At 61.5% G+C, this 19,853-nt stretch carries 17 protein-coding genes; 8 read left to right on the top strand and 9 right to left on the bottom strand.

Annotation, left to right across the window (positions count from 1 at the left end):
- Positions 1–13: 13 nt before the first annotated feature.
- Positions 14–340 carry a MerR family transcriptional regulator gene (locus tag ACYU7Q_RS18435; RefSeq protein ID WP_460610902.1) on the top strand — a complete coding sequence of 109 codons (327 nt, stop codon included), beginning with the start codon at positions 14–16 and terminating at the stop codon, positions 338–340.
- 45 nt (positions 341–385) lie between these two features.
- Here the strand turns inward: ACYU7Q_RS18435 and ACYU7Q_RS18430 are convergent, their stop codons facing one another.
- The 5 genes from ACYU7Q_RS18430 to ACYU7Q_RS18410 all read right to left on the bottom strand — a co-directional run bounded on the left by ACYU7Q_RS18430 (position 386) and on the right by ACYU7Q_RS18410 (position 3,789).
- Positions 386–1,135, bottom strand: coding sequence for a ZIP family metal transporter (locus ACYU7Q_RS18430; RefSeq protein ID WP_460610901.1), 750 nt, complete (start codon positions 1,133–1,135; stop codon positions 386–388).
- A gap of 183 nt (positions 1,136–1,318) precedes the next feature.
- Complete coding sequence (locus tag ACYU7Q_RS18425) at positions 1,319–1,684, bottom strand: hypothetical protein (protein ID WP_460610900.1); 366 nt, start codon at positions 1,682–1,684, stop codon at positions 1,319–1,321.
- A 27-nt stretch (positions 1,685–1,711) separates the two neighbouring features.
- Positions 1,712–2,344 carry a hypothetical protein gene (locus ACYU7Q_RS18420; protein WP_460610898.1) on the bottom strand — a complete coding sequence of 211 codons (633 nt, stop codon included), beginning with the start codon at positions 2,342–2,344 and terminating at the stop codon, positions 1,712–1,714.
- An 86-nt stretch (positions 2,345–2,430) separates the two neighbouring features.
- Positions 2,431–3,303, bottom strand: a complete 873-nt coding sequence (gene nadC, locus ACYU7Q_RS18415) for a nicotinate-nucleotide diphosphorylase (protein WP_460610897.1) — start codon at positions 3,301–3,303, stop codon at positions 2,431–2,433.
- 84 nt (positions 3,304–3,387) lie between these two features.
- Positions 3,388–3,789 carry a DUF4783 domain-containing protein gene (locus ACYU7Q_RS18410; RefSeq protein ID WP_460610896.1) on the bottom strand — a complete coding sequence of 134 codons (402 nt, stop codon included), beginning with the start codon at positions 3,787–3,789 and terminating at the stop codon, positions 3,388–3,390.
- A gap of 171 nt (positions 3,790–3,960) precedes the next feature.
- Between ACYU7Q_RS18410 and gpmI the strand changes: the two genes are divergently transcribed.
- Together gpmI and ACYU7Q_RS18400 are read left to right on the top strand one after the other, a co-directional pair.
- Positions 3,961–5,505, top strand: coding sequence for a 2,3-bisphosphoglycerate-independent phosphoglycerate mutase (gene gpmI, locus ACYU7Q_RS18405; protein ID WP_460610895.1), 1,545 nt, complete (start codon positions 3,961–3,963; stop codon positions 5,503–5,505).
- The gene (locus ACYU7Q_RS18400) at positions 5,498–6,079 is read left to right on the top strand and encodes a hypothetical protein (protein WP_460610894.1); all 582 of its coding nucleotides are present in this window, start codon (positions 5,498–5,500) and stop codon (positions 6,077–6,079) included. Before gpmI ends, ACYU7Q_RS18400 begins: the two co-directional genes overlap by 8 nt.
- 15 nt (positions 6,080–6,094) lie before the next feature.
- Here ACYU7Q_RS18400 and ACYU7Q_RS18395 read toward each other — a convergent pair whose 3' ends face one another.
- Positions 6,095–7,654: a hypothetical protein gene (locus ACYU7Q_RS18395; RefSeq protein ID WP_460610893.1), complete on the bottom strand. Its 1,560-nt coding sequence runs from the start codon at positions 7,652–7,654 to the stop codon at positions 6,095–6,097.
- A 102-nt stretch (positions 7,655–7,756) separates the two neighbouring features.
- The gene (gene prfA, locus ACYU7Q_RS18390) at positions 7,757–8,830 is read right to left on the bottom strand and encodes a peptide chain release factor 1 (RefSeq protein WP_460610892.1); all 1,074 of its coding nucleotides are present in this window, start codon (positions 8,828–8,830) and stop codon (positions 7,757–7,759) included.
- A gap of 349 nt (positions 8,831–9,179) precedes the next feature.
- On the opposite strand from prfA, the gene thrA reads away from it, so the two are divergent.
- From thrA to ACYU7Q_RS18365, 5 genes are all read left to right on the top strand, one after another.
- A complete protein-coding gene (gene thrA / locus ACYU7Q_RS18385) occupies positions 9,180–11,621 on the top strand; it encodes a homoserine dehydrogenase family protein (RefSeq protein ID WP_460610891.1) in 2,442 nt (813 codons plus the stop codon).
- Between the two features lie 100 nt (positions 11,622–11,721).
- Positions 11,722–12,657: a homoserine kinase gene (locus ACYU7Q_RS18380; protein ID WP_460610890.1), complete on the top strand. Its 936-nt coding sequence runs from the start codon at positions 11,722–11,724 to the stop codon at positions 12,655–12,657.
- Between the two features lie 73 nt (positions 12,658–12,730).
- Positions 12,731–14,026 (top strand): PALP domain-containing protein, encoded by a 1,296-nt coding sequence (thrC, locus tag ACYU7Q_RS18375; protein WP_460610889.1) that lies wholly within the window; start codon positions 12,731–12,733, stop codon positions 14,024–14,026.
- Positions 14,027–14,082: 56 nt separating this feature from the next.
- Positions 14,083–14,784 carry a c-type heme family protein gene (locus ACYU7Q_RS18370; protein WP_460610888.1) on the top strand — a complete coding sequence of 234 codons (702 nt, stop codon included), beginning with the start codon at positions 14,083–14,085 and terminating at the stop codon, positions 14,782–14,784.
- Positions 14,785–15,030: 246 nt separating this feature from the next.
- Positions 15,031–16,332, top strand: a complete 1,302-nt coding sequence (locus tag ACYU7Q_RS18365; RefSeq protein WP_460610887.1) for a protoporphyrinogen/coproporphyrinogen oxidase — start codon at positions 15,031–15,033, stop codon at positions 16,330–16,332.
- Between the two features lie 76 nt (positions 16,333–16,408).
- Here the strand turns inward: ACYU7Q_RS18365 and ACYU7Q_RS18360 are convergent, their stop codons facing one another.
- Both ACYU7Q_RS18360 and ACYU7Q_RS18355 read right to left on the bottom strand, forming a co-directional pair.
- On the bottom strand, positions 16,409–17,827 hold the full coding sequence (locus ACYU7Q_RS18360) for an MFS transporter (protein WP_460610885.1): 1,419 nt from the start codon (positions 17,825–17,827) through the stop codon (positions 16,409–16,411).
- A 91-nt stretch (positions 17,828–17,918) separates the two neighbouring features.
- Positions 17,919–19,742 carry an alpha-amylase family protein gene (locus ACYU7Q_RS18355; protein WP_460610884.1) on the bottom strand — a complete coding sequence of 608 codons (1,824 nt, stop codon included), beginning with the start codon at positions 19,740–19,742 and terminating at the stop codon, positions 17,919–17,921.
- Positions 19,743–19,853 lie beyond the last annotated feature (111 nt).

Here is a 19,853-nt window from a genome sequence, read left to right as displayed (position 1 = left end):
CGTCTTGTTCAGCATGGAAACGACCTTCATCACCCTCACTTTTCAGGAATGCTCGGTACGCTACGGCCTGGGCCCGGCCGACCTGCGCGACTTCCTGCAAGCCGGCCTGCTCCGCGCCGCGCCCACACCCGAAACCGTCATCGTGGACGAGCCCGATGACCTGCCGCGCCTCGCCCGCCTGCATCACGAGCTGGGCCTGGCCCCGGAGGCGCTCGACATCATTCTGGCCATGCGCCAGCGGCTGGTGCGCCTGCAAGCCAGCCTGGCCCGCGAAACGGCCCGGGCGCGGCAGCTGGAGAACTTCCTGCTGGGCGGCGGGAAAGTGGAGGATTTTGGGTGATAAGGTCCTGCACTGCGTTCAGGATGACAGTTACCCAACCCTCCTTCACGCCACGGCCAGCGCCAGCATTAGTCCCGCCAGCGTAGCGACCAGCTTGGGCCAATTGAGCCGATGTTCGGGGCTGGTTTCAAACAGAATGGTGGTCGAAACGTGGAGGAAATTGCCCGCTACCAGCCCCAGCAGCGCCGCATACCAGCCGCTGCTCAGCAGCTGCGACAACACTACGTAGTTGCTGATAATGATGCCCACGGGCGAAGCCAGCGCGAAAATCAGCAGGCCCGGCCACACCCGCCGGAAGCTGCCCAATCGCAGTCGCAACAGCGTAGCCAGCGCAAAGGCTGCCGGCATGTGGTGCAGCGCCACGCCCACCACGATGGCGTAGAAATTCTGGCTCACTTGCCCCACTTCCGGGCTGTGCACCAGAATGCTGCCCTCCAGAAACGAATGCACTACCAGTGCTGCCAGCAGCAAGAACGGCACCCGGCCCACGCCTCCCTGCGGGCTGTGCGCGGCTTCGTGGTGCACATGCCCGTGCTCCACCCCTTGCGACAGCACTTCCAGCAGCAACTGTCCAAAGAAGCCCGCCAGCACCCAGTAGCCCACCCGCGTCGGGTGTTCGGGCAGTAGTTGCAATGCCTCGGGCAAAATGTGCGTGACGGTAAGCGTGAACAAATACGCCCCGCTGAAGGCCAGCAGCGGCTTTAGCCACTGCCCGCCGCGCGCCACCGGCACCCAGGCTGCCGCCGCGCCCGCACCCAACACTGTGAGCAGCAGCAGGAAAATTGCAAACCCCATACAGAAAAAATGAGGAATGAAGAACGAGGAATGAAAAATGAAGAGGCGCCGGCACTGGCGTCAATTCCCCATTTTTCATTCCTCATTCTTCATTCTGGAATGACGCAAAGCGGCAGCTCTGCTACCGCCAGCCGGCGGGCAAAGCTGCCACCCAAACGAGAGAAACCTGAAAATCAGCGCGCCTTAACGCTGGATTTCGTGGCCGTTTTCGGCCGTATCTGCCTGGCCCGATTTGCCGGCATCGTGCAACTGGCCGCGCTTGCGCATGCCTTCCTCGGCGTTGGCCGAGATGGCCGACTCGGGGGTTGGGTGCTTGGCTTCGTTCTCGGGAGCTTCGCCGGCGGCCGCCTTCATCAGGGGCGTGTTCACGTTTTCGATGGAACCGTTCGGCACCGAGCGGTCGAAGTTTTCGTCGTTGCGGGTGCCGGGGGCTATCACATCGAGCGACACTTTCTCGTCGGGGCGCCAGTCGGAGGGCTCGCTGCTGCAAGAAGTCAGGGCCAAAGTAGCGGCGGAAACAGCCAGCAACAGGGTGGAGGTCAATTTCATCGAAGTAAAATTAGCAGGGGTTGAAATTTAGACGGTAGCCGCGCCGGCTTCGGCGGGCAGCAGGTTTTTGCGGCGCAACATCGACTCAAACAAGCGGCGGTCGTTGTCGGCGTTGAAAATTTTGAAAGGCAAATGTAAAAACACCGGCACATCGAACGTGCGCGCCAGCCACAGGCGCCACGCGGCCATGCCGGCCGGCGGCGTGCCGGGCTTGAGGTACAGTACGTACGCATCGACGTCGCGGCGCACCCGGCCAATCATGTCCCAGGTCAGCTGCATGGCTTTGCCTTCTTTCTCAGGGCCCACGCGCAGCAACAGCTGCTTGTTGTCCATCTCAAACGCCATGCGCTCGAACAGCGGCTTGCTCTGCTCCATCTGGGTCACGCCCGTCACCTGCGCCGAGCGGAACAGCACGAACAGAATGGTGAGCACCACGGCCAGCACAATCCACCACCAGGAATGCACAAAAATGGCCGGCAGCAGCCCCAGCGCAAAGGGAATGAGGGCGTACACCCAGTCTTTTTTCCATACTTCGCCGATCACCATCTTGGTGTAGGTGTCGGTGGTCAGCTGGGTTTTCTTGGTGCGAATGGCCAGCGACGGGGCCTGCTGGGCCTGGCGGAAGCCGCCACCGCCGCCGCGTTGGTTGGGTTGGTTCATGGGGTAATTGTTAATTGTTGGTTGTCAGTTGTTAGTCTCAGTTTTAATGGGCCATGCCCTGACAACTGATAACCAACAACCGACAGCTAAAATGCCTTCAGGCTCAAATCCAGGCTTTTGACGGAGTGCGTAAGGGCACCCACTGAAATATAATCAACCCCGGTGCGGGCAACTTCGGCAATGGTTTTTTCGGTGATGCCGCCGCTGGCCTCGGTGGGGAAACGCCCGGCGATGAGTTCCACGGCCTCGCGCAGCTGGTCGGGGTTCATGTTGTCGAGCATGATGCGGTCAATGCCGCCCGCGTCCAGCGCCTGCTGCACTTCATCGAGCGAGCGGGTTTCGATTTCGATGGGCAGTTGCCGGCCATTTTTGGCGAGGTAGGCGTGCGTAGCCGCGATGGCCTGCGCAATGCCGCCCGCGTAGTCGACGTGGTTGTCCTTAAGAATAATCATGTCGAACAGCCCGTAGCGGTGGTTCACGCCGCCGCCGATGAGCACGGCCCACTTCTCACAGATGCGGAAATTGGGTGTGGTCTTGCGCGTGTCGAGCAGCTTGGCGGTGGTACCGGCAATGAGGTTGTTCAGGTGCGCGGTGTAGGTGGCAATGCCGCTCATGCGCTGCATGCAGTTGAGCACCAGGCGCTCGGCGGTGAGGATGCTGCGGGCCGGGCCTTCCACGGTGAAGGCGATGTCGCCGTGCTTCACCCGGTCGCCATCGGCGAGCAGGGGCGTGACCACCAGCGAAGCATCTACCTCCTTGAAAATGAGCGGAGCCAGCGCCACCCCCGCCAGAATTCCTTCGCCCTTCACCAACAGGTGGGCGCGGTTGCGGGCATCGGCCGGAATGGAGGCCAGCGCCGAATGGTCGCCGTCGCCCACGTCCTCGGCCAAAGCCGTGCGGATGAAGGTGGTCAGCGCTTCGGACGTGAGATAAGAATAGGGAGAGGTGGAAGTTTGCACGGCGCAAAGGTACGGCCCTTGCGGCGGCCAGTAAAGCAGAAGATTCCCACGAAAAAGCCCCGGCCTGTGGGGCCGGGGCTAAGGTTATTCTTTCGTAAAATCCAGCGTGTCAATCACCGGTGCACCGCGCGAGGGCTTGAGCTTCACATACACGCGGTAGGTGCCGCTACGGCCGGTGTAGCGGCCAATGGCATATTGAATGCCTTCGCTGCTCTGGCCCTGATGAATAAACTCAAAGCTGCTGGGCGCGTTTTTGCCGAAAAAATCCTTGATGACTATTTCGGCCTGGGTAGCGTTGTAGCTGTTCTTGTCCCCATCGAAACTAATTTCAACGGTAGCAGCAAAATATTGCGACAATTCGCGGGAAGACCCATTGCGCAGCGCCGACCGAACGGCTCCGAGGTTATCGGCCTGCGCGTGAGCCGCCACAGAACCGAGCAGGAACAGCCATCCGATGAATAGAGTCCTAATTAAATAGCGTTTCATTATAAGGGTAATAAGTGCGTCATACACAGAAACAGTCAAGCGAAAATGGTGCCAGGAAGTGATGGATGGCTTTGAGCGGGCAGGAAAACGGCTGGAGTTTGCTCCAACTTAAAGCGGGCACGAAGGTAGAAAATTTCAGCCGGAGGCGCGGAGCCGCCGTATCTTTGCGCTATGAATAAGCAGGTATTATTGGTAATTCTGGATGGGTGGGGCATTGCTCCGAATACGGCGGTTTCGGCAGTGGACGCGGCTAGTACGCCGTTCTACCACGAGCTGTTGCAGCGGTTTCCGCACAGCACGCTGCAAGCTTCGGGCGAGGCCGTGGGGCTGCCCGAGGGCCAGATGGGCAACTCCGAAGTGGGCCACATGAACATCGGGGCCGGCCGCGTGGTCGACCAAGAGCTGGTGCGCATCGGCAAGTCCATCCGGGAGCGGAAGCTGGGTCAGATGCCCGCGCTGGTGAAAGCCTTCGAGTACGCCATTGCCAATGACAAGCCGCTGCACCTCATCGGCCTGCTTTCCGATGGCGGGGTGCACTCGCACATCGACCACGTGAAGGCCCTCTGCACCATTGCCCATGAGGCAGGCGTGCGGCGCGTGTTCGTGCACGCCTTCACCGACGGCCGCGACACCGACCCGAAGAGCGGTGTGCGCTTCGTGAACGAGCTGGAAGAATCGATGGTGCGCAGCGGGGCCAAAATCGCCTCGGTGGTGGGCCGCTACTACGCCATGGACCGCGACCGCCGCTGGGAGCGCGTGAAAGTGGCCTACGACCTGCTGGTAAACGGCATCGGCACGCCCTCGCAAAACCTGATTCAAACCATTCAGGAGCAGTACAAGGAAGGCGTGACGGATGAGTTTCTGAAGCCGATTGTGAAGACTGGGGCTGACGGCCAGCCGCTGGCCACCATTCAGGAGGGCGACGTGGTGCTGTGCTTCAACTTCCGCACCGACCGGGGCCGCGAAATCACGGAAGTGCTGACGCAACAGGACATGAACGCCTTCCAGATGCAGCGCCTTAACCTCCATTACCTGACGCTGACCAACTACGACGACACGTTTGTGGGCGTGACGCCCATTTTTGAGAAGGACAACCTGAACAACACGCTGGGCGAAGTGCTGGCGGCGCACGGCAAAACCCAGATTCGCATTGCCGAAACCGAGAAATACCCGCACGTCACGTTCTTCTTCTCGGGTGGCCGGGAAAATGAGTTTGAGGGCGAAACGCGCATCCTGCGGGCCTCGCCCAAAGTGGCGACCTACGACCTGCAACCCGAAATGAGCGCCGCCGAGCTACGCGACGCGCTGGTGCCGGAGCTGCAAGCCAAGTCGGCCGATTTTGTGGTACTGAACTTCGCCAACCCCGACATGGTAGGCCATACCGGCGTGTTTGAAGCCGTGGTGAAGGCCGTGGAAACGACCGACGCCTGCGCCCGCGCCGTGGTAGAAGCGGCCTTGGCTGCTGGCTACGCCAGCATCATCATCGCCGACCACGGCAATGCCGAGTTCATGCGCAACGCCGACGGCTCGCCCAATACCGCTCACACCACCAACCTGGTGCCCTGCATTCTGGCCGACAACGACTACCACGGCACCCTGGCCGATGGCAAGCTCGGCGACCTGGCCCCCACCATTCTGGAGCTAATGGGCATCCCCAAGCCGGCCGAGATGACGGGCGTGAGCATCCTGCGGCCCAGCACCGCCCCGAATGCGTAAGCGCGGCCTGGCGATAGGCGGGTGGGCGTTGGGCGTGGCGCTGCTGGCCGGTTGCGGCGAGGCCGGCCCGGCTGCGCCCGCTGCCCGTCGGCCGCTTTACTTTGATGTGAAGGGCTTGCTCACGCAGCAGATAGCGCAGCTGGAACAGCGCCACGCCGCCGTAACCAAGCACGTGAGCCTGCGCGGCAACGCGCCCGAAACCGTGCGCGTGCCCACCGTGAAGTGGAACGACGAGCTCCAGATTTTCTTCCAGGCCGATATCAACAAAGCCGCGCTACGCGGGGCTTACGCCGTGGATTCGGTGGCGCTGCCCGGTGGGCTGCAGCGCCGCACGTACACGCGCCGGCCGGGCCAGCCCAATGCGCCCGTGGCCAACTTAACGGTGGTGCAGCAAGGCGCGGTGCCGCAGGAAATCGCGGCCACTATTATTCAGAATAACCCATTGTTCTCGGCACAGAAACAACTGCATGTGCAGCTGGAAAACGGCCAGCTGCGCACCTACGAAGTGGTGGGAACCCAGAAGCTGGTGCTGTTCGACACGTTGCGCTATTCAGCGGCCGGGCGGATAGAATAGCGCAATTACTCGTGCTTATTTGTGCTCGTAGGCTCCCAGGCTGGGGGCGCTCAGATTGCGCGGCAGGTTGATGAGGTCTCTCGCTGGCGTAATGGAGCCGCTGGCACTGGGGCGACGGGGCGAGGTAGCCGGCGAAGTGGCCTGCAAGGTGTAATCGGGCCGGCTGCTGGTAAGCGACGTGCGGACAAACAGCGGGTCTACGTTGACTATGTTATTGTAGGCACTGTTGGCCAGCCCGGGCTTGCCGGTGGCATCTGTAGCAGCCTGGTATTCTTTGGTGCGCAGCAGCGAATTCAGGATGCTGAACTTGAAAGAGGAGTCACCGTTGTTCTGCAAATACAGCTCGTCCTCGAAAGAGCCCCACACGATGGAATTGCGGATGGTGACGCTGGTGGGCAATTTCGGCGGGTTCTTCAGGGCATCGTCCACGTTGGTAAACGTGAGGGACGAGGTTTCGCGCCGAAAAGCGGGCGTATAGTTGGCGATGGTGCAGAAGTTCAGGTCGTAGGTGCCGCCGATGCCCACCATGGCATATTCGCCGCAGTTGGTGAAGAGGCAGTTGGTGGCCGTAACATCGCCGGAATAGCTGATGACGCCGCCGCCGGTGCCGGGGTTGGCATTGGCAAAGGAGACATTCGACCCCGAGATATTCCGGAAAACGGTATTGTTGAGCGCCAGTGTGGGGTGTGGCAGGACGGCGTCGCGGTTGTAGAGTAGCGCGCCGAACGTGGCGTTCTTAATCTCGGCGTAGCGGATGCTGTTGTTGCGGCTGGTACTGGTGAAGATGATGCCGCCCCACTGGCTGGGAATGTCGGCGTAAAACGGCTCCAGCCGGTCTCCCTGAAAACGGACGATGTTAGGGTTGTTGGCTTTCACGGTATCGGTCGCTCCGGAACTGGGCACAAAGTCGTCGTTTACCCGCAGCGTGCCATTTACTTGCAAGTAAGAGCCGGCGTGCACATAAATGCGGGCACCCTTGGGAATAGTCAGGGTAACGCCCTGGGCCACGAGCACGCCGAATAAAGAAGGAGTGGTTGAGCCCGGAAGCACCGTGTTGCCATTGATAATGACGTGGGGCTTGTCTGTGCGCCATGTCGTGTTGGTCGAAACGTAATTGCCCCGGTGGAAATACGCATTCTGCCCAAAGGCCACCACCTTCACGTTCTGCTCGTTTCCATTGGTGCGGAAGTTCACCTGGTCTTCCAGCACGAAAGGCTTAATGTCTTTGCCATTGTCGCCCAGCACGGCGCGCACCAGCACCAGCAAGCTGTCGTTGCCCCGAATGGTGATGCCACTAATACTCGGGCCGGCGTCGCCGTTGATAATCAGGGAATAAGTAGTACCCAGCTTGCCGGCCAGACTTACATCGGTTTTCACCGCGCCGCTGTTGCGGTTGTACACCCACAGCCGTTTCGTCACCGTCTGGATGGTCGTAAACACCGTATCAAACTTCACCGAATCAGTAGCGAACTCCAGGCTGCCGGACGTCTGCACCAAATCTTCCTTCGGCTCGCAGCCGGACAGGAAGGCGAGCAAACAACTCAGAAACAGAAACAGCGGGAAGAAGTGGCGCATAAGCAGTGGCGAAGGCATGGAAGTGCCCGGAACAAACGATAAAGCCGGAATGGTATTGCAACCTAAGCGGCGGGGCCAGCAAGTGCCGGCCCCGCGTCGGGCTTATTTCGTCACGCCTTCCTGCAGGCGCTCGGCGCTTTCGGCCAGGCGCAGCTGCTCCACGAAGTCGTCCACGTTGCCTTCCATCACGCTGGCCAGGTTGTACACCGTGTAGCCAATGCGGTGGTCGGTCACGCGGCCCTGAGGATAGTTGTAGGTGCGGATTTTGTCGCTGCGGTCGCCGCCGCCAATCATGGTTTTGCGCACCAGGCCATCGGCTTCGTTTTTCTTGGCCAGCTCCATGTCGTACACGCGGGAACGCAGCACGGCCAGGGCTTTGTCGAAGTTTTTGAGCTGCGATTTCTGGTCCTGGCACTGGGCCACGAGGCCGGTGGGCAAGTGGGTTAGGCGCACGGCCGAGTAGGTCGTGTTTACCGACTGGCCACCGGGGCCGCTGGAGCAGAAATAATCCTTGCGGATGTCGCTCATGTTCAGCTCCACATCGAATTCCTCCACTTCGGGAATCACCACGATAGAGGCCACGCTGGTGTGGATGCGGCCCTGCGTTTCGGTGGCCGGCACGCGCTGCACGCGGTGCACGCCGCTTTCAAACTTGAGCTTACCGTACACATCCTCGCCGCGCACGGCCACGATGATTTCCTTGTAGCCGCCGGCGGTGCCTTCCATGGCATCCATAAGCTCCATTTTCCAGCCCTGCTTTTCAGCGAAGCGCATATACATGCGTTGCAGGTCGCCGGCAAAAATGGCGGCTTCGTCGCCGCCCGCGCCGGCCCGGATTTCCATGATGACGTCTTTCGAGTCGTTGGGGTCCTTGGGCAGCAGCAGGTCTTTAATAACTTCTTCGAGGCGCTCCTGCTCGGGCATCAGCTCGTCGAGCTCGGCCTTGGCCATCTCGCGGAAGTCCTGGTCCTTTTCGGTGGCAATGACTTCGCGGGCGTTTTCGATGTTGCTGAGCACCTGCTGGTAGTTGCGGTATTGCGCCACAATCTTGCCCAGCTCTTTGTATTCCTTATTCAGGGACTTGTAGCGCTTCAGGTCCGACATCACGTCGGGCTGCATCAGCTCTTCGTTGACGTTTTCGTAGCGCTGGTTGATGGCTTCTAGTTTATCGAGCATCGGGTGTTCGGGAAATAATCAGATAGTCTGCAAAGATACGGATTCTAAACACCGCCATTCAGTACGTTGGTTCGCCGACTTAGCCAGGCGGATACCGCCAGCGGCCCAGCGCCCTCAACAAACCGCCGAACGGATGCGGGAAATGGCCCCGGCGCGCCCTACATTGCGCCCGTCTGTTTGGGCGCGACTGGGGCCGGGCAGTAGGATAGCAAGACTATTCCAAGCCAATTCCCACCAGCTCAAACAGCTTTTTTTACGCCCCAGGCGGCTTCGTTCTAGCTCTCAAACTCTTCTGGTTTCGCACTTCCCACCCAAGCGGTACCCCACTTTCACCAACCAGAAAACTGCAATGCAAGTGTTGAAATTCGGAGGCACATCGGTGGCCTCCGCCGAGAATATCCGCAAGTCGTTGGCCATCGTGGCCAGGGCCGCCGCGCGCGGGCCGGTCGTCATGGTCGTATCGGCGCTGGGCGGGACTACCGATGCGCTGATTGGCGCGGGCCGGGCCGCCGCCGCGGGCGACGCGGGCTACCGCGACACTTTATTGCAGCTGGCCGCGCGCCACCGCACGGCCGTGCAGGAGCTGCTGCCCGCCGCGCGCACGGCCGCCGAAGGCCAACTGGTAGCCCAGTTTGGGGAGCTGACCAGCCTGTGCAACGGCATTTTCGCGCTGGGCGAATTATCGACCCGGACGCTGGATAAACTCATGAGCTACGGCGAGCTGCTGTCGTCGCACCTCATCGCGTCCGTAGCCAAAGTGCAGGGACTAGAAGTTGTGTGGGCCGATGCCCGGCAGCTCATTCGCACCAATTCCCGCTTCGGTACGGCCGAAGTGGACATGGCTACAACTAAAAAGCAAGTCGCTGATTTCAAGGGTAATAATTCTGCTAAAATCTGGGTCGTTCCCGGCTTCATCGCCGCCGATGCCCACGGCACCACCACCACGCTGGGCCGCGGTGGTTCCGACTACACCGCCGCCCTGCTGGCCGCTGCCCTCAATGCCGAGGTGCTGGAAATATGGACCGATGTGAGCGGCATGATGACCGCCGACCCGCGCCTCGTGCGCAGCGCCCGGCCCATTGCGCACATCTCGTATCAGGAGGCCATGGAGCTGTCGCACTTCGGGGCGAAGGTGCTCTATCCGCCTACTATTCAGCCGGTCATGCAGCGCGGAATCCCGCTGTGGATTAAAAACACCTTCGCCCCCGACGACTACGGCACGCTGGTGGAAGTGGAGCCGCCGCGCACGCCGGCCGTGGTGCAAGGCATTTCCAGCATCGGCAACCTCACGCTGCTGAACCTGGAAGGTAGCGGCATGGTGGGCATCCCCGGCTTCTCAAAACGGCTGTTTGAGGCCCTGGCCCGCGAGCGCATCAACGTGATTCTCATCACCCAAAGCTCTTCGGAGCATTCCATTTGTGTGGGGGTGAACGCGCAGGATGCCGCGCCCGCCCAAGTGGCGGTGGATGAGGAGTTTGCCACGGAAATCGCGGCCGGCCGCATCGAGCCGCTGCGGCCCGAAACCGACCTCGCCATCGTGGCGCTGGTGGGCGAAAACATGAAAAACCACCCCGGCATCAGCGGCAAGCTCTTTGGCGCGCTGGGGCAGAACGGGGTCAACATCCGGGCCATCGCGCAGGGTGCTTCGGAGAAGAATATCTCGACTGTGATTCGGGCCACCGATGTGCGCAAGGCCATCAACGTGCTGCACGAGGCCTTTTTTGAGGCCACCAAGAAGCAAGTGAACCTGTTCATCCTCGGTCCCGGTAACGTGGGCAGCAAGCTGCTGGAACAGCTGGCGCGGCAGCAGCCTCACCTGCTGGAGAAGCTGGGCCTGCAGGTGCGCGTGGTGGCCATTGCCAACAGCCGCCACTGCCTGGTGGATGAAAACGGCCTCGACCTCACTGCCTGGCCCGAAGAATTGGCGCAAGCCCCGGCCCAAACGCTGGAAGAATTCACCCAGCTCATCATCGCCCGCAACCTGCGCAATTCCATCTTCGTGGACGTGACGGCTAACCCGGCCGCCGCCGGCATTTACGCCGATTTGCTGGCGAAAAGCGTAGCCATCGTGGCCTGTAATAAGGTGGCTGCATCATCAGAATACGCGCACTACGCTAAGCTTAAAAGCCTGTCGAAGGAATTCAACGCCAGCTATTTGTTCGAAACCAACGTGGGCGCGGCCCTGCCCATCATCGGTACGCTGAATGACCTCACGCGCAGCGGCGACGTGGTGCGGCGTATGGAAGCCGTGCTTTCGGGCACGCTCAACTTCGTGTTCAATAACTACGACGGCACACGGCCTTTTGCCGAGGTGGTGCGCCAGGCCCAGGCCGAAGGCTACACCGAGCCCGACCCACGCCTCGACCTGAGCGGCTCGGACGTGGCCCGCAAAATTCTCATCCTCGCCCGCGAGGCCGGCCAGGTGATGGAAATGAGCGACATTGAAATCGATACCTTCCTGCCGCCCGCCTGCCTCGAAGGCGACGTGGAAGCTTTCTACACCCAAATGGCGGCACACGAAAGCCATTTCCGTGCCCTCTACGATGCGGCTACTGCGGCCGGCAAGCGCCTCAAATTCGTGGCCCGCTACGCCGATGGGCACGCCGCCGTGGGCCTCCAACAGGTAGCGCCCGGCCACGATTTATACGACCTGCGCGGCAAGGATAACGTGGTGCTTTTCTACACCGACCGCTATGTGGACCAGCCGCTGGTGGTGAAAGGTGCCGGGGCCGGGGCGGAGGTCACGGCCTCGGGCGTGTTCGCGGATATTATTCGGGCCGCGCGGCTGTAGCGCTGTAGCGCGGACTCTGTGAGTCCGCGTAGGCAGGGGCATCTGCGGCCTTCTTTTTACTAACACCCATGCGCGGACTCGCAGAGTCCCGCTACATTTTATGCCTGATTCCGTTCTCGTTCATTCCCCCGCCACGCTCTCCAATCTGGGCTGCGGCTTCGATGTTTTCGGCCTGGCCCTGGCCGAGCCCTACGATACCATTCGCCTCACCCGCAGCGCTACGCCGGGCATCCGCATTCAGCACCACGACCCGTACAACCTGCCCACCGACCCGCTGCATAACGTAGCCGGAGTGGCCCTACTGGCCCTGCTGAAGCAGGTACCGGAGGCCGTAGGTTTTGAGTTGGAAATCACCAAAGGCATCATGCCGGGCAGCGGGGTGGGCAGTAGCGCCGCCAGCGCCGCCGGCGCGGCGGTGGCGGCCAATGCGCTGCTGGGCAACCGCTTCACCAAAATGCAGCTGGTGGATTTTGCGATGGAAGGGGAGGCGGTGGCATCCGGGGCGCGCCACGCCGACAACATTGCGCCGGCCATTTTTGGGGGCTTCACGGTGGTGCGGGCCCTGGAGCCGGCCATTGATATCATTGCGCTGCCTGCGCCGCCGCTGTGGGTGGCCGTGGTGCACCCGCAGATTGAGGTGAAAACCAGCGACTCGCGCAAGGTGCTGCCGGCCGCCGTGCCGCTGGGTCTGGCCGTGCGGCAGTGGGCCAACGTGGCGGGTCTGGTTTCAGGATTCCTGCTGGCCGATTACGACCTCATCGGCCGCTCGCTCGACGACTATATTGTGGAGCCGGCGCGGCTGCCGCTCATTCCTGGTCTAGCCGAAGCCCGCACGCGGGCACTGGCAGCGGGGGCCATTGGCGGCGGTATTTCGGGTTCGGGGCCGTCGATTTTCATGCTGAACCGGACCGAGGAAACGGCGCAGGCCGTGGGTGCGGCGATGGGCAGCGTGTTTACAGAGTTGAAGATTCAGTGCAACGTGTACGTGGGGCCGGTGGGCACCACAGGGGCGCGGGTGGTTTCGGAAGAATCTTGAGCAAAAAAGGAACGAAGCGGACAGTCATGCTTCGCTCCGCTCTGCATGACTGTCGGGAAAACAAACAACAAAAATGAAATACTACAGCCTCCACCACCAGTCGCCGCTGGTTGATTTTCGCACTGCCACCATCACCGGGCAGGCCCCGGATGGCGGCCTGTACTTCCCCGAAAGCATCCCGAAATTCTCGCTCGGCTTCCTGCGCGAGCTGCGCAGCCTGAGCAAGGCCACCGTGGCTTTCAACGTGATGCGGCCCTACGTGGGCAGCACCATTGCCGAGGCCGACTTACAGCGCATTTGCGCCGAGGCGGTGAATTTTGAGTTTCCGCTGGTGCCGGTGGCAGCGGAGGTGTCGGCGCTGGAGTTGTTTCATGGGCCGACCCTGGCGTTTAAGGACGTGGGGGCGCGGTTTATGAGCCGTTGCCTGGGCTACTTTGCCCAGCGCGGCGATACCCCGCCCGTGACCGTGCTGGTGGCCACCTCCGGCGATACCGGCGGGGCCGTGGCCAGCGGCTTTCTAGGTGTGCCGGGCGTGGAAGTGGTGATTCTCTACCCCTCGGGCAAGGTGAGCCCGGTGCAGGAGCAGCAGCTCACGACGCTCGGCCAGAACATCACGGCGCTGGAAGTGGCTGGCACGTTCGATGACTGTCAGGCGCTGGTGAAACAAGCGTTTCTGGACGAGGAGTTAGCTAAAAAGCGCTTCCTGACCTCTGCCAACTCCATCAACGTGGCGCGGTGGCTGCCGCAACAGCTCTATTACTGCTTTGCCATGCAACAGTGGCCGGCCGGGGCGCCTGCGCCGGTGGTGTCGGTGCCGAGCGGCAACTTTGGCAACCTGTGCGCGGGGCTGCTGGCCCAGGCCTCGGGGCTGGGGCTGGGACATTTTATCGCGGCCTGCAATGCCAACGAGCCGGTGCCGGTGTACCTGCGCACGGGCACCTTCACGCCGCGGCCGGCCGTGCCCACCTTCTCCAATGCCATGGATGTGGGCAACCCCAGCAACTTCGTGCGCATTCTGGAACTGTTCGATAACGACCTGAACAAAATGCGCGCCGCCCTCAGCGCCGACACCGTGACCGATGCCGAAACCGTGGCCGCCATCCGACAGGTGTGGGAGCGCGACGACTATCTGCTCGACCCGCACGGCGCGGTTGCCTACACGGCCTTGCGTCGCTACCAGGCCCAGCACCCGGGCGCGGCGGGCCTGATTCTGGCCACGGCCCACCCCGTGAAGTTTCCCGACGTGGTGGAGCCCATCCTCGGCCGGGCCATCGAGCTGCCGGCCGTGGTGCAGGCCTTGCAGGGCCGCGCCAAACGAAGCGTGCCGCTGGCGGTTAACTACGAAGATTTGAAAGCCTACCTGATGTAGCCGGGCGGCTTGGGCCATTGGGACGGCGGTTCGGACCTTTGCGTAAAATCAGTTCAATGCCCGCATCCGTGAACAACCTGCTGTATAAAATTGCCCTGCCGGCGCTGGTGCTCGGCTTCGCGGCCTGCCGCCCCGACCAAGTGGAGCACCTCAAGGACAGCAAGCGCATTGGCATCGAGGCCGAAAACTGGGAGGTGAAGCGCATCATGCCCAAGGACCTGCTGCACGCCACCCGCTGGGCCGGCGACTCCCTCACCGCCACCGCCGACTCGCTGCTGCGCCGCACGCTGGCGTGCGAGCTGGCCGCCGGCGGCGTGGCCCGCGCCCTGTCGTTTTGCCGCCCCGAAACCTATCCCGCCGTCGATTCCCTGGCCAGCGTGCTTAAGGCCACGGCCCACCGCGTGAGCGAGCGGCCGCGCAACCCCGCCAGCCAAGCCCCGCTATTGGCCGAAGAAATGCAGCCCGACACGGTGCGGACCATCAAGCGGCTGTCGCAGGAAGTGTTTTTCTACCAGCGGCCCATCGTGCTCAACAACCAATTATGCCTGCGCTGCCACGGCGAAGTTGGCAAGGATATTTCGACGGCTGATTACGCTCTCATCAAGCAGAAATTCCCGCAGGACCAAGCCACCGGCTACCGGCTGGGCCAAGCTATGGGCGCGTGGCAGCTCAGCCTGCAACGGCCCGGCGTGGCCGAGTTCTGGACGATGAAAACGCGCAAGAAGTGGAAGGAGCACAAGATGCCGAAGCTGTTTTAAGTAGCTCCGCCTTTTGTGGATGAGGTTAAAGCATCTGTCATCCTGAGCTTGCGAAGGACCTTTTCACGCCTGCCGAACTTGCTGTTTTTACCGTTGTCCCGAACGTAAGCAGGTCCTTCGCAAGCTCAGGATGACAACCGATAATAAGGCCTCATTCTTAAATAGCCGAAGCATAAGCCCAACCTTTCGCGTCTGGTACCGTCAAATCAAGGAAATGCTGCGCGAAACCCTGCTTGCTATTTCCTTATGATTCCCTCTGAAAAACCCGTCATCATCATCGGCGCGGGCATGGCCGGGCTGGCCTGCGCAAACTGGCTGCACCGCGCCGGCCACGCCGTGCTCGTGCTCGAAGCGGCCGACGCTGTGGGTGGCCGCGTGCGTACCGATGTCACGCCCGACGGCTTCCGGCTCGACCGCGGTTTTCAGGTACTGCAAACCAACTACCCCGAGGCCCGGCGCATCTTCGACTACGGCGCCCTCAACCTGAAATGCTTCCGTTCCGGGGCCGTTATCCGGCTGGCCGATGGGCAGGAAACCACTCTGCAAAACCCACTGCAAGCACCTCTAACGGCGTTTTCGGCGCTTCGCTCACCCGTTGGTACGTTGCCCGACAAGCTGCGCATCCTCAGCCTGGTGCGGCATGTGCTCAAGTACACGCCCGAGGAACTGCTGGCCCGCCCGGCCACTGATACGCTCAGCTTCCTGCAGCGCTACGGCTGGAGCGAGCAGATGATAAACTCGTTTTTCAAGCCGTTTTTCGGCGGCGTTTTTCTCGATAGGGAACTGACCACGGCCAGCAATTTCTTCGAGTTCGTGTTCCAGCAGTTCGTGACCGGCGAGGCGGCCGTGCCCGCCCTGGGCATGCAGCAGCTGCCCGAGCAGCTGGCGGCCCGCCTGCCCGCCGGCACGGTGCGCCTCAATGCTCCCGTGGCCGGCGTGATGGATGGCACGCGGGTGCGCCTCACCACCGGGCAGGTATTGGACGGCGCAGCCGTAGTGCTGGCTACCGACGGGCTAAGCACGCTGCGCCTGCTGGCCGGCCGTAGCGGCAACCCCGACGATAGCCGCACAGCCCAGAAATCGGGTTTTCCCACAGCGGCCCGCATCACTACCTGCACTTACTTCGCCACGCCCGGCGGCCACTCGCCGGGCCGCAACGACAAGCTGCTGCGCCTGAACGCGGCCTCCGGTGTGCTGGCCCACAACGTGGCTTTTCCCGCTGATGTGAGCGGCGCGTATGCCCCGGCCGGCCGCGCCCTGATTTCGGTGAGCACCCACGGCGAGCGCAGCCTCGGCGAAGAGGAGCTCACCGCCCGCCTGCGCGAGGAGCTGGCCGCTTGGTTTGGGCCGGCTGCCCGGCAGTGGGAGCACCTGCGCACCTACCGCATCCCCACGGCGCTGCCCGTGTACCTGCCCGGCCAGCCCGTAGAGCAGCCCCTGAAACTGGCTGACACGCTCTACCGCTGCGGCGACTGGGCCGCCTACCCCTCGCTGAACGCGGCGCTGGCCACGGGCCGCGAGGTGGCCGAAATGATTATCAAAAGCTAATTCATTCCGAATAATCTACGCAAAGAGGCCCGTTCCTTATTGAAGAAACGGGCCTCTTTGCATTTGATTCGAAACGTTATACCTGCGGGTTGGCGGGGGCCAGCGCGTCGTAGCCCAGGGTTTCGGCGGGCTCCGGCTCGGCGGGCAGGCGGATGTCGTCGGCGTCGTGCACGCGCAGGGTCAGCAGGCCCGCGATTATCATGGATGCGCCGCCGAGCACCAGCGTGAAGATGGGCTGGTCGTGAAACACGTGCTTCGTGAGCGGCCCCAGCACCAGGCCGGCCACGCCCTGCGGAATCACAATGAAGAAGTTGAACACGCCCATATAGTAGCCCATTTTGTTGGACGGCAGCGCGCCGGCCAGCATGGCGTAGGGCACACTCAGGATGCTGGCCCAGGCAACGCCTACGCCCACCATCGAGAGCAGAATGTAGTGGTAATCCTGAATGAAATAAATCGAAATCAGCCCCACGCCGCCCATCACCAGGGCCAGCATGTGGGTGAAGCGGCGACTGGTAGCGCGGGCCACCACAGGCAGCAGCAGCGCCACCACCGCCGACAGGCCGTTGTACACCGAGAAGCACACGCCCACCCAGTCGCCGCCTTTGTTGTAGAGCGCCGAAGCGGTGTCGGTGGTGTGGAAAATGTGGCTGGTGACGGCCTGCGTGGTGTAAATCCACATCGAGAACAGCGCAAACCAAGAGAAGAACTGCACCACCGCCAATTGACGCATGGTTTTGGGCATGTGGAAGATGCCCTCGAACGACTCTTTCAGGCCGTTGGCGAAGCCGGCGGTGCGGGCCTTTTCGGCCTCGAACTCAGCCATGTTTTCGGGCGGGTATTCCTTGGTGCGCAGGATGGTCCAGAGCACGGCCAGGAAGAACACTAAGCCGCCCACGTAGAAGGCATACTTCAGCGACAGCGAGATGTGGCCCGGCTCGGGCGTGTTGGAAATGCCGAACCAGTTGGCAAACATCCAGGGCAGCGACGAGCCCACGATGGCCCCCACGCCAATGAAGAACGTCTGGGCTCCGAAACCGGTGGTGCGCTGCTGCGAGGGCAGCAAATCGCCGACCAGCGCCCGGAACGGCTCCATCGAAATATTGATGCTCGAATCCAGAATCCAGAGCATGCCGGCGGCCATCCACAGGGCCGTCACGTTGGGCATTACCACCAGCGCCAGCGAGGCCAGCAGCGCCCCCACGAAGAAGAACGGCCGGCGGCGGCCCCAGCGCGGGCTCCAGGTGCGGTCGGATAGGTAGCCAATGATGGGCTGCACCAGCAGGCCCGTGATGGGCGCGGCCAGCCACAGGAAGGCAATTTCGTCGGTCTTGGCTCCCATGGTTTCAAAAATCCGACTCATGTTGCTGTTTTGCAGCGCAAAACCGAACTGAATGCCAAGGAATCCGAAGCTCATGTTCCAGATTTGCCAGAAGCTAAGCCGGGGTTTTTCGCGGGTGCTGGCGGAGGTGGCGACGGCGGTGGGAGCAGCCATGGGAATAAAGGAGAAGAGTGGGATGCCGACGCCGCAAATGAGCGCAGGACGTATGTTGAATTTAACAACTTACCGGCAAAGCCGGGCATTACTACCGGGACTTTATCTCAAAAATCTGGGCCGAGAGCGGAGACAGGGTCAGGTTGAGGGCGTTGCGCGGCTCACCCTCGGCCAGCAGGTCGGTGTAGGTGTAGAATTTCTTGGTGCTCAGGCCCATGGCCGTCAGGGCCTCGGCCGGAATGTTGATGGTGGGTTTATACGTCTTATCGGCGCTGAAATTCACCACGATGAGCAGCTGCTGCTTGTCGGTGTAGCGCAGGTAGGAGTAGAGGTGGCGCTGGTTGTACTCCTTGCCCAGGTTATTCGCATCCTGTAGCTCGTAGAAGCGGCCCTTGCGGATGGCCTCGCTGGTACTGGTGAGGGTGAGCAGGCGGCGGTAGTAGTCGCGCAGGCTTTTCTGCTCGGGGCTGAGCTTGCCGCCGTCGAACTTGCCCTGGTTCAGCCATTTCTGGTGCTCGGGCACGCCCCAGTAGTCGAAAATGCTGGTGCGGCCGTCCTCGCTGCTGAAGCCTTCGGCCCCGCGGCCGGGCTCGCCCACTTCCTGCCCGAAGTAGAGCATCACCGGGCCGCTGGCCAGCGTGGCCGTCACGGCCATGGCCGGAATGGCGCGGCGCGGGTCGGTGGCAAAGTCCGGCGAGGCAATGCGCTGCTCGTCGTGGTTTTCCAGAAAGCGCAGCATGTGCGAGGAAAAGCCGTTGCTTTCCTCTTTCCACACTTTGGTGATGTCTTCGGTGGTGCCTTCCTGGCGCATCAGCTTGCGCAGGTCGTCGTAGAGGCCCACTTTGTCATACAGGAAGTCGAAATGACCCTTCTCCAGGTAGGTCCGGTATTCTTTGGGATTGTAGGCTTCGCCGATGAAGACGAGGCCAGGCTTTACCTTTTTCAGCTCGGGAATCACCCAGGCCCAGAACTCCACGGGCACCATTTCCACCATGTCGCAGCGGAAGCCGTCCACGTTCTTGCCGGCCCAGAACACGAGGATGTCGCGCATCTTCTTCCAGGTATCGGGCACGGGCTCGAAGTAGGTTTTGCGGCCGTTCACGTAGTCCACGCCGTAGTTTAGCTTCACGGTTTCGAACCAGTCGTTCACGCTCGGCGCTTCCGAGAAAACGTCGTTGCCAGTGGCCTTGGCGGGATTTTCGGCGTACTTGCCGTCCTCGCGCGGGCCTTTCAGCGGGCCGAGCGGGTTGTAGTTGGCGGGCACCACGAAGGCCTTGCCGGGCAGGTAGTAGAAGTTGTTGTTGGGCGCGAAAGCCTTGGTTTTGTCGTCCTTTGCCCCCAAATCCACCACGCCCTGGGGCTTGGCGTCCGACTTGTACGACCGCGCCACGTGGTTCGGGATGAAGTCCATAAGGACTTTCAGGCCGTGGTCGTGGGTGCGCTTGATGAGGGCTTCGTACTCCGACATGCGGTTTTTCACCGTCACGGCCAGGTCGGGGGCCACGTCGTAATAGTCCTTGATGGCGTAGGGCGAGCCAGCGCGGCCCTTCACCACGTCGGCATCGTCGGCCGGAATGCCGGCGCTGGTGTAGTCCGTCATGGTGGCGTGCTCAATCACGCCGGTGTACCACACATGGCTCACGCCCAAGCCTTTAATTTCGTCGAGGGCTTTGTCGGTAATGTCGTTGAATTTGCCGCAGCCGTTCTCCGTGATGGTGCCGTAGGGCTTGTTCAGCGCCACTTTATTGCCGAACAGGCGCGTCATCAGCTGGTAGATGACAAGTTTATTATCCTTCGGAACCTCAGCAGTGGTGTTCGGGTCGGTGGCTTTGGGGTGTTTTTTGTCCACAGGCGAATGGGGCAACGAGAAAGCAGCCAAAGAGAGGAGGCCGCCGGCCAGCAACAGTTTTTTCATGATGCGGCAAGATAACGCTTCGCGTTAATGATTAATGATTAATGGTCAACGGTTAATAAGTTAGGCGGTAGAGGTCACGGCTATTAACCGTTGACCATTAATCATTAACCA

The organism is Hymenobacter terrigena (assembly GCF_054776515.1).
This window is presented reverse-complemented; position numbering and strand designations above follow the sequence as displayed.

What these genes read in the sequence shown, in the direction of transcription:
- ACYU7Q_RS18435 (WP_460610902.1), top strand. Translation starts at nt 14, where the DNA reads ATGGAAACGACCTTCATCACCCTCACTTTTCAGGAATGCTCGGTACGC.
- ACYU7Q_RS18430 (WP_460610901.1), bottom strand. Translation starts at nt 1,135, where the DNA reads ATGGGGTTTGCAATTTTCCTGCTGCTGCTCACAGTGTTGGGTGCGGGC.
- ACYU7Q_RS18425 (WP_460610900.1), bottom strand. Translation starts at nt 1,684, where the DNA reads ATGAAATTGACCTCCACCCTGTTGCTGGCTGTTTCCGCCGCTACTTTG.
- ACYU7Q_RS18420 (WP_460610898.1), bottom strand. Translation starts at nt 2,344, where the DNA reads ATGAACCAACCCAACCAACGCGGCGGCGGTGGCGGCTTCCGCCAGGCC.
- ACYU7Q_RS18410 (WP_460610896.1), bottom strand. Translation starts at nt 3,789, where the DNA reads ATGAAACGCTATTTAATTAGGACTCTATTCATCGGATGGCTGTTCCTG.
- gpmI (WP_460610895.1), top strand. Translation starts at nt 3,961, where the DNA reads ATGAATAAGCAGGTATTATTGGTAATTCTGGATGGGTGGGGCATTGCT.
- ACYU7Q_RS18400 (WP_460610894.1), top strand. Translation starts at nt 5,498, where the DNA reads ATGCGTAAGCGCGGCCTGGCGATAGGCGGGTGGGCGTTGGGCGTGGCG.
- ACYU7Q_RS18395 (WP_460610893.1), bottom strand. Translation starts at nt 7,654, where the DNA reads ATGCGCCACTTCTTCCCGCTGTTTCTGTTTCTGAGTTGTTTGCTCGCC.
- prfA (WP_460610892.1), bottom strand. Translation starts at nt 8,830, where the DNA reads ATGCTCGATAAACTAGAAGCCATCAACCAGCGCTACGAAAACGTCAAC.
- thrA (WP_460610891.1), top strand. Translation starts at nt 9,180, where the DNA reads ATGCAAGTGTTGAAATTCGGAGGCACATCGGTGGCCTCCGCCGAGAAT.
- ACYU7Q_RS18380 (WP_460610890.1), top strand. Translation starts at nt 11,722, where the DNA reads ATGCCTGATTCCGTTCTCGTTCATTCCCCCGCCACGCTCTCCAATCTG.
- thrC (WP_460610889.1), top strand. Translation starts at nt 12,731, where the DNA reads ATGAAATACTACAGCCTCCACCACCAGTCGCCGCTGGTTGATTTTCGC.
- ACYU7Q_RS18370 (WP_460610888.1), top strand. Translation starts at nt 14,083, where the DNA reads ATGCCCGCATCCGTGAACAACCTGCTGTATAAAATTGCCCTGCCGGCG.
- ACYU7Q_RS18365 (WP_460610887.1), top strand. Translation starts at nt 15,031, where the DNA reads ATGATTCCCTCTGAAAAACCCGTCATCATCATCGGCGCGGGCATGGCC.
- ACYU7Q_RS18360 (WP_460610885.1), bottom strand. Translation starts at nt 17,827, where the DNA reads ATGGCTGCTCCCACCGCCGTCGCCACCTCCGCCAGCACCCGCGAAAAA.
- ACYU7Q_RS18355 (WP_460610884.1), bottom strand. Translation starts at nt 19,742, where the DNA reads ATGAAAAAACTGTTGCTGGCCGGCGGCCTCCTCTCTTTGGCTGCTTTC.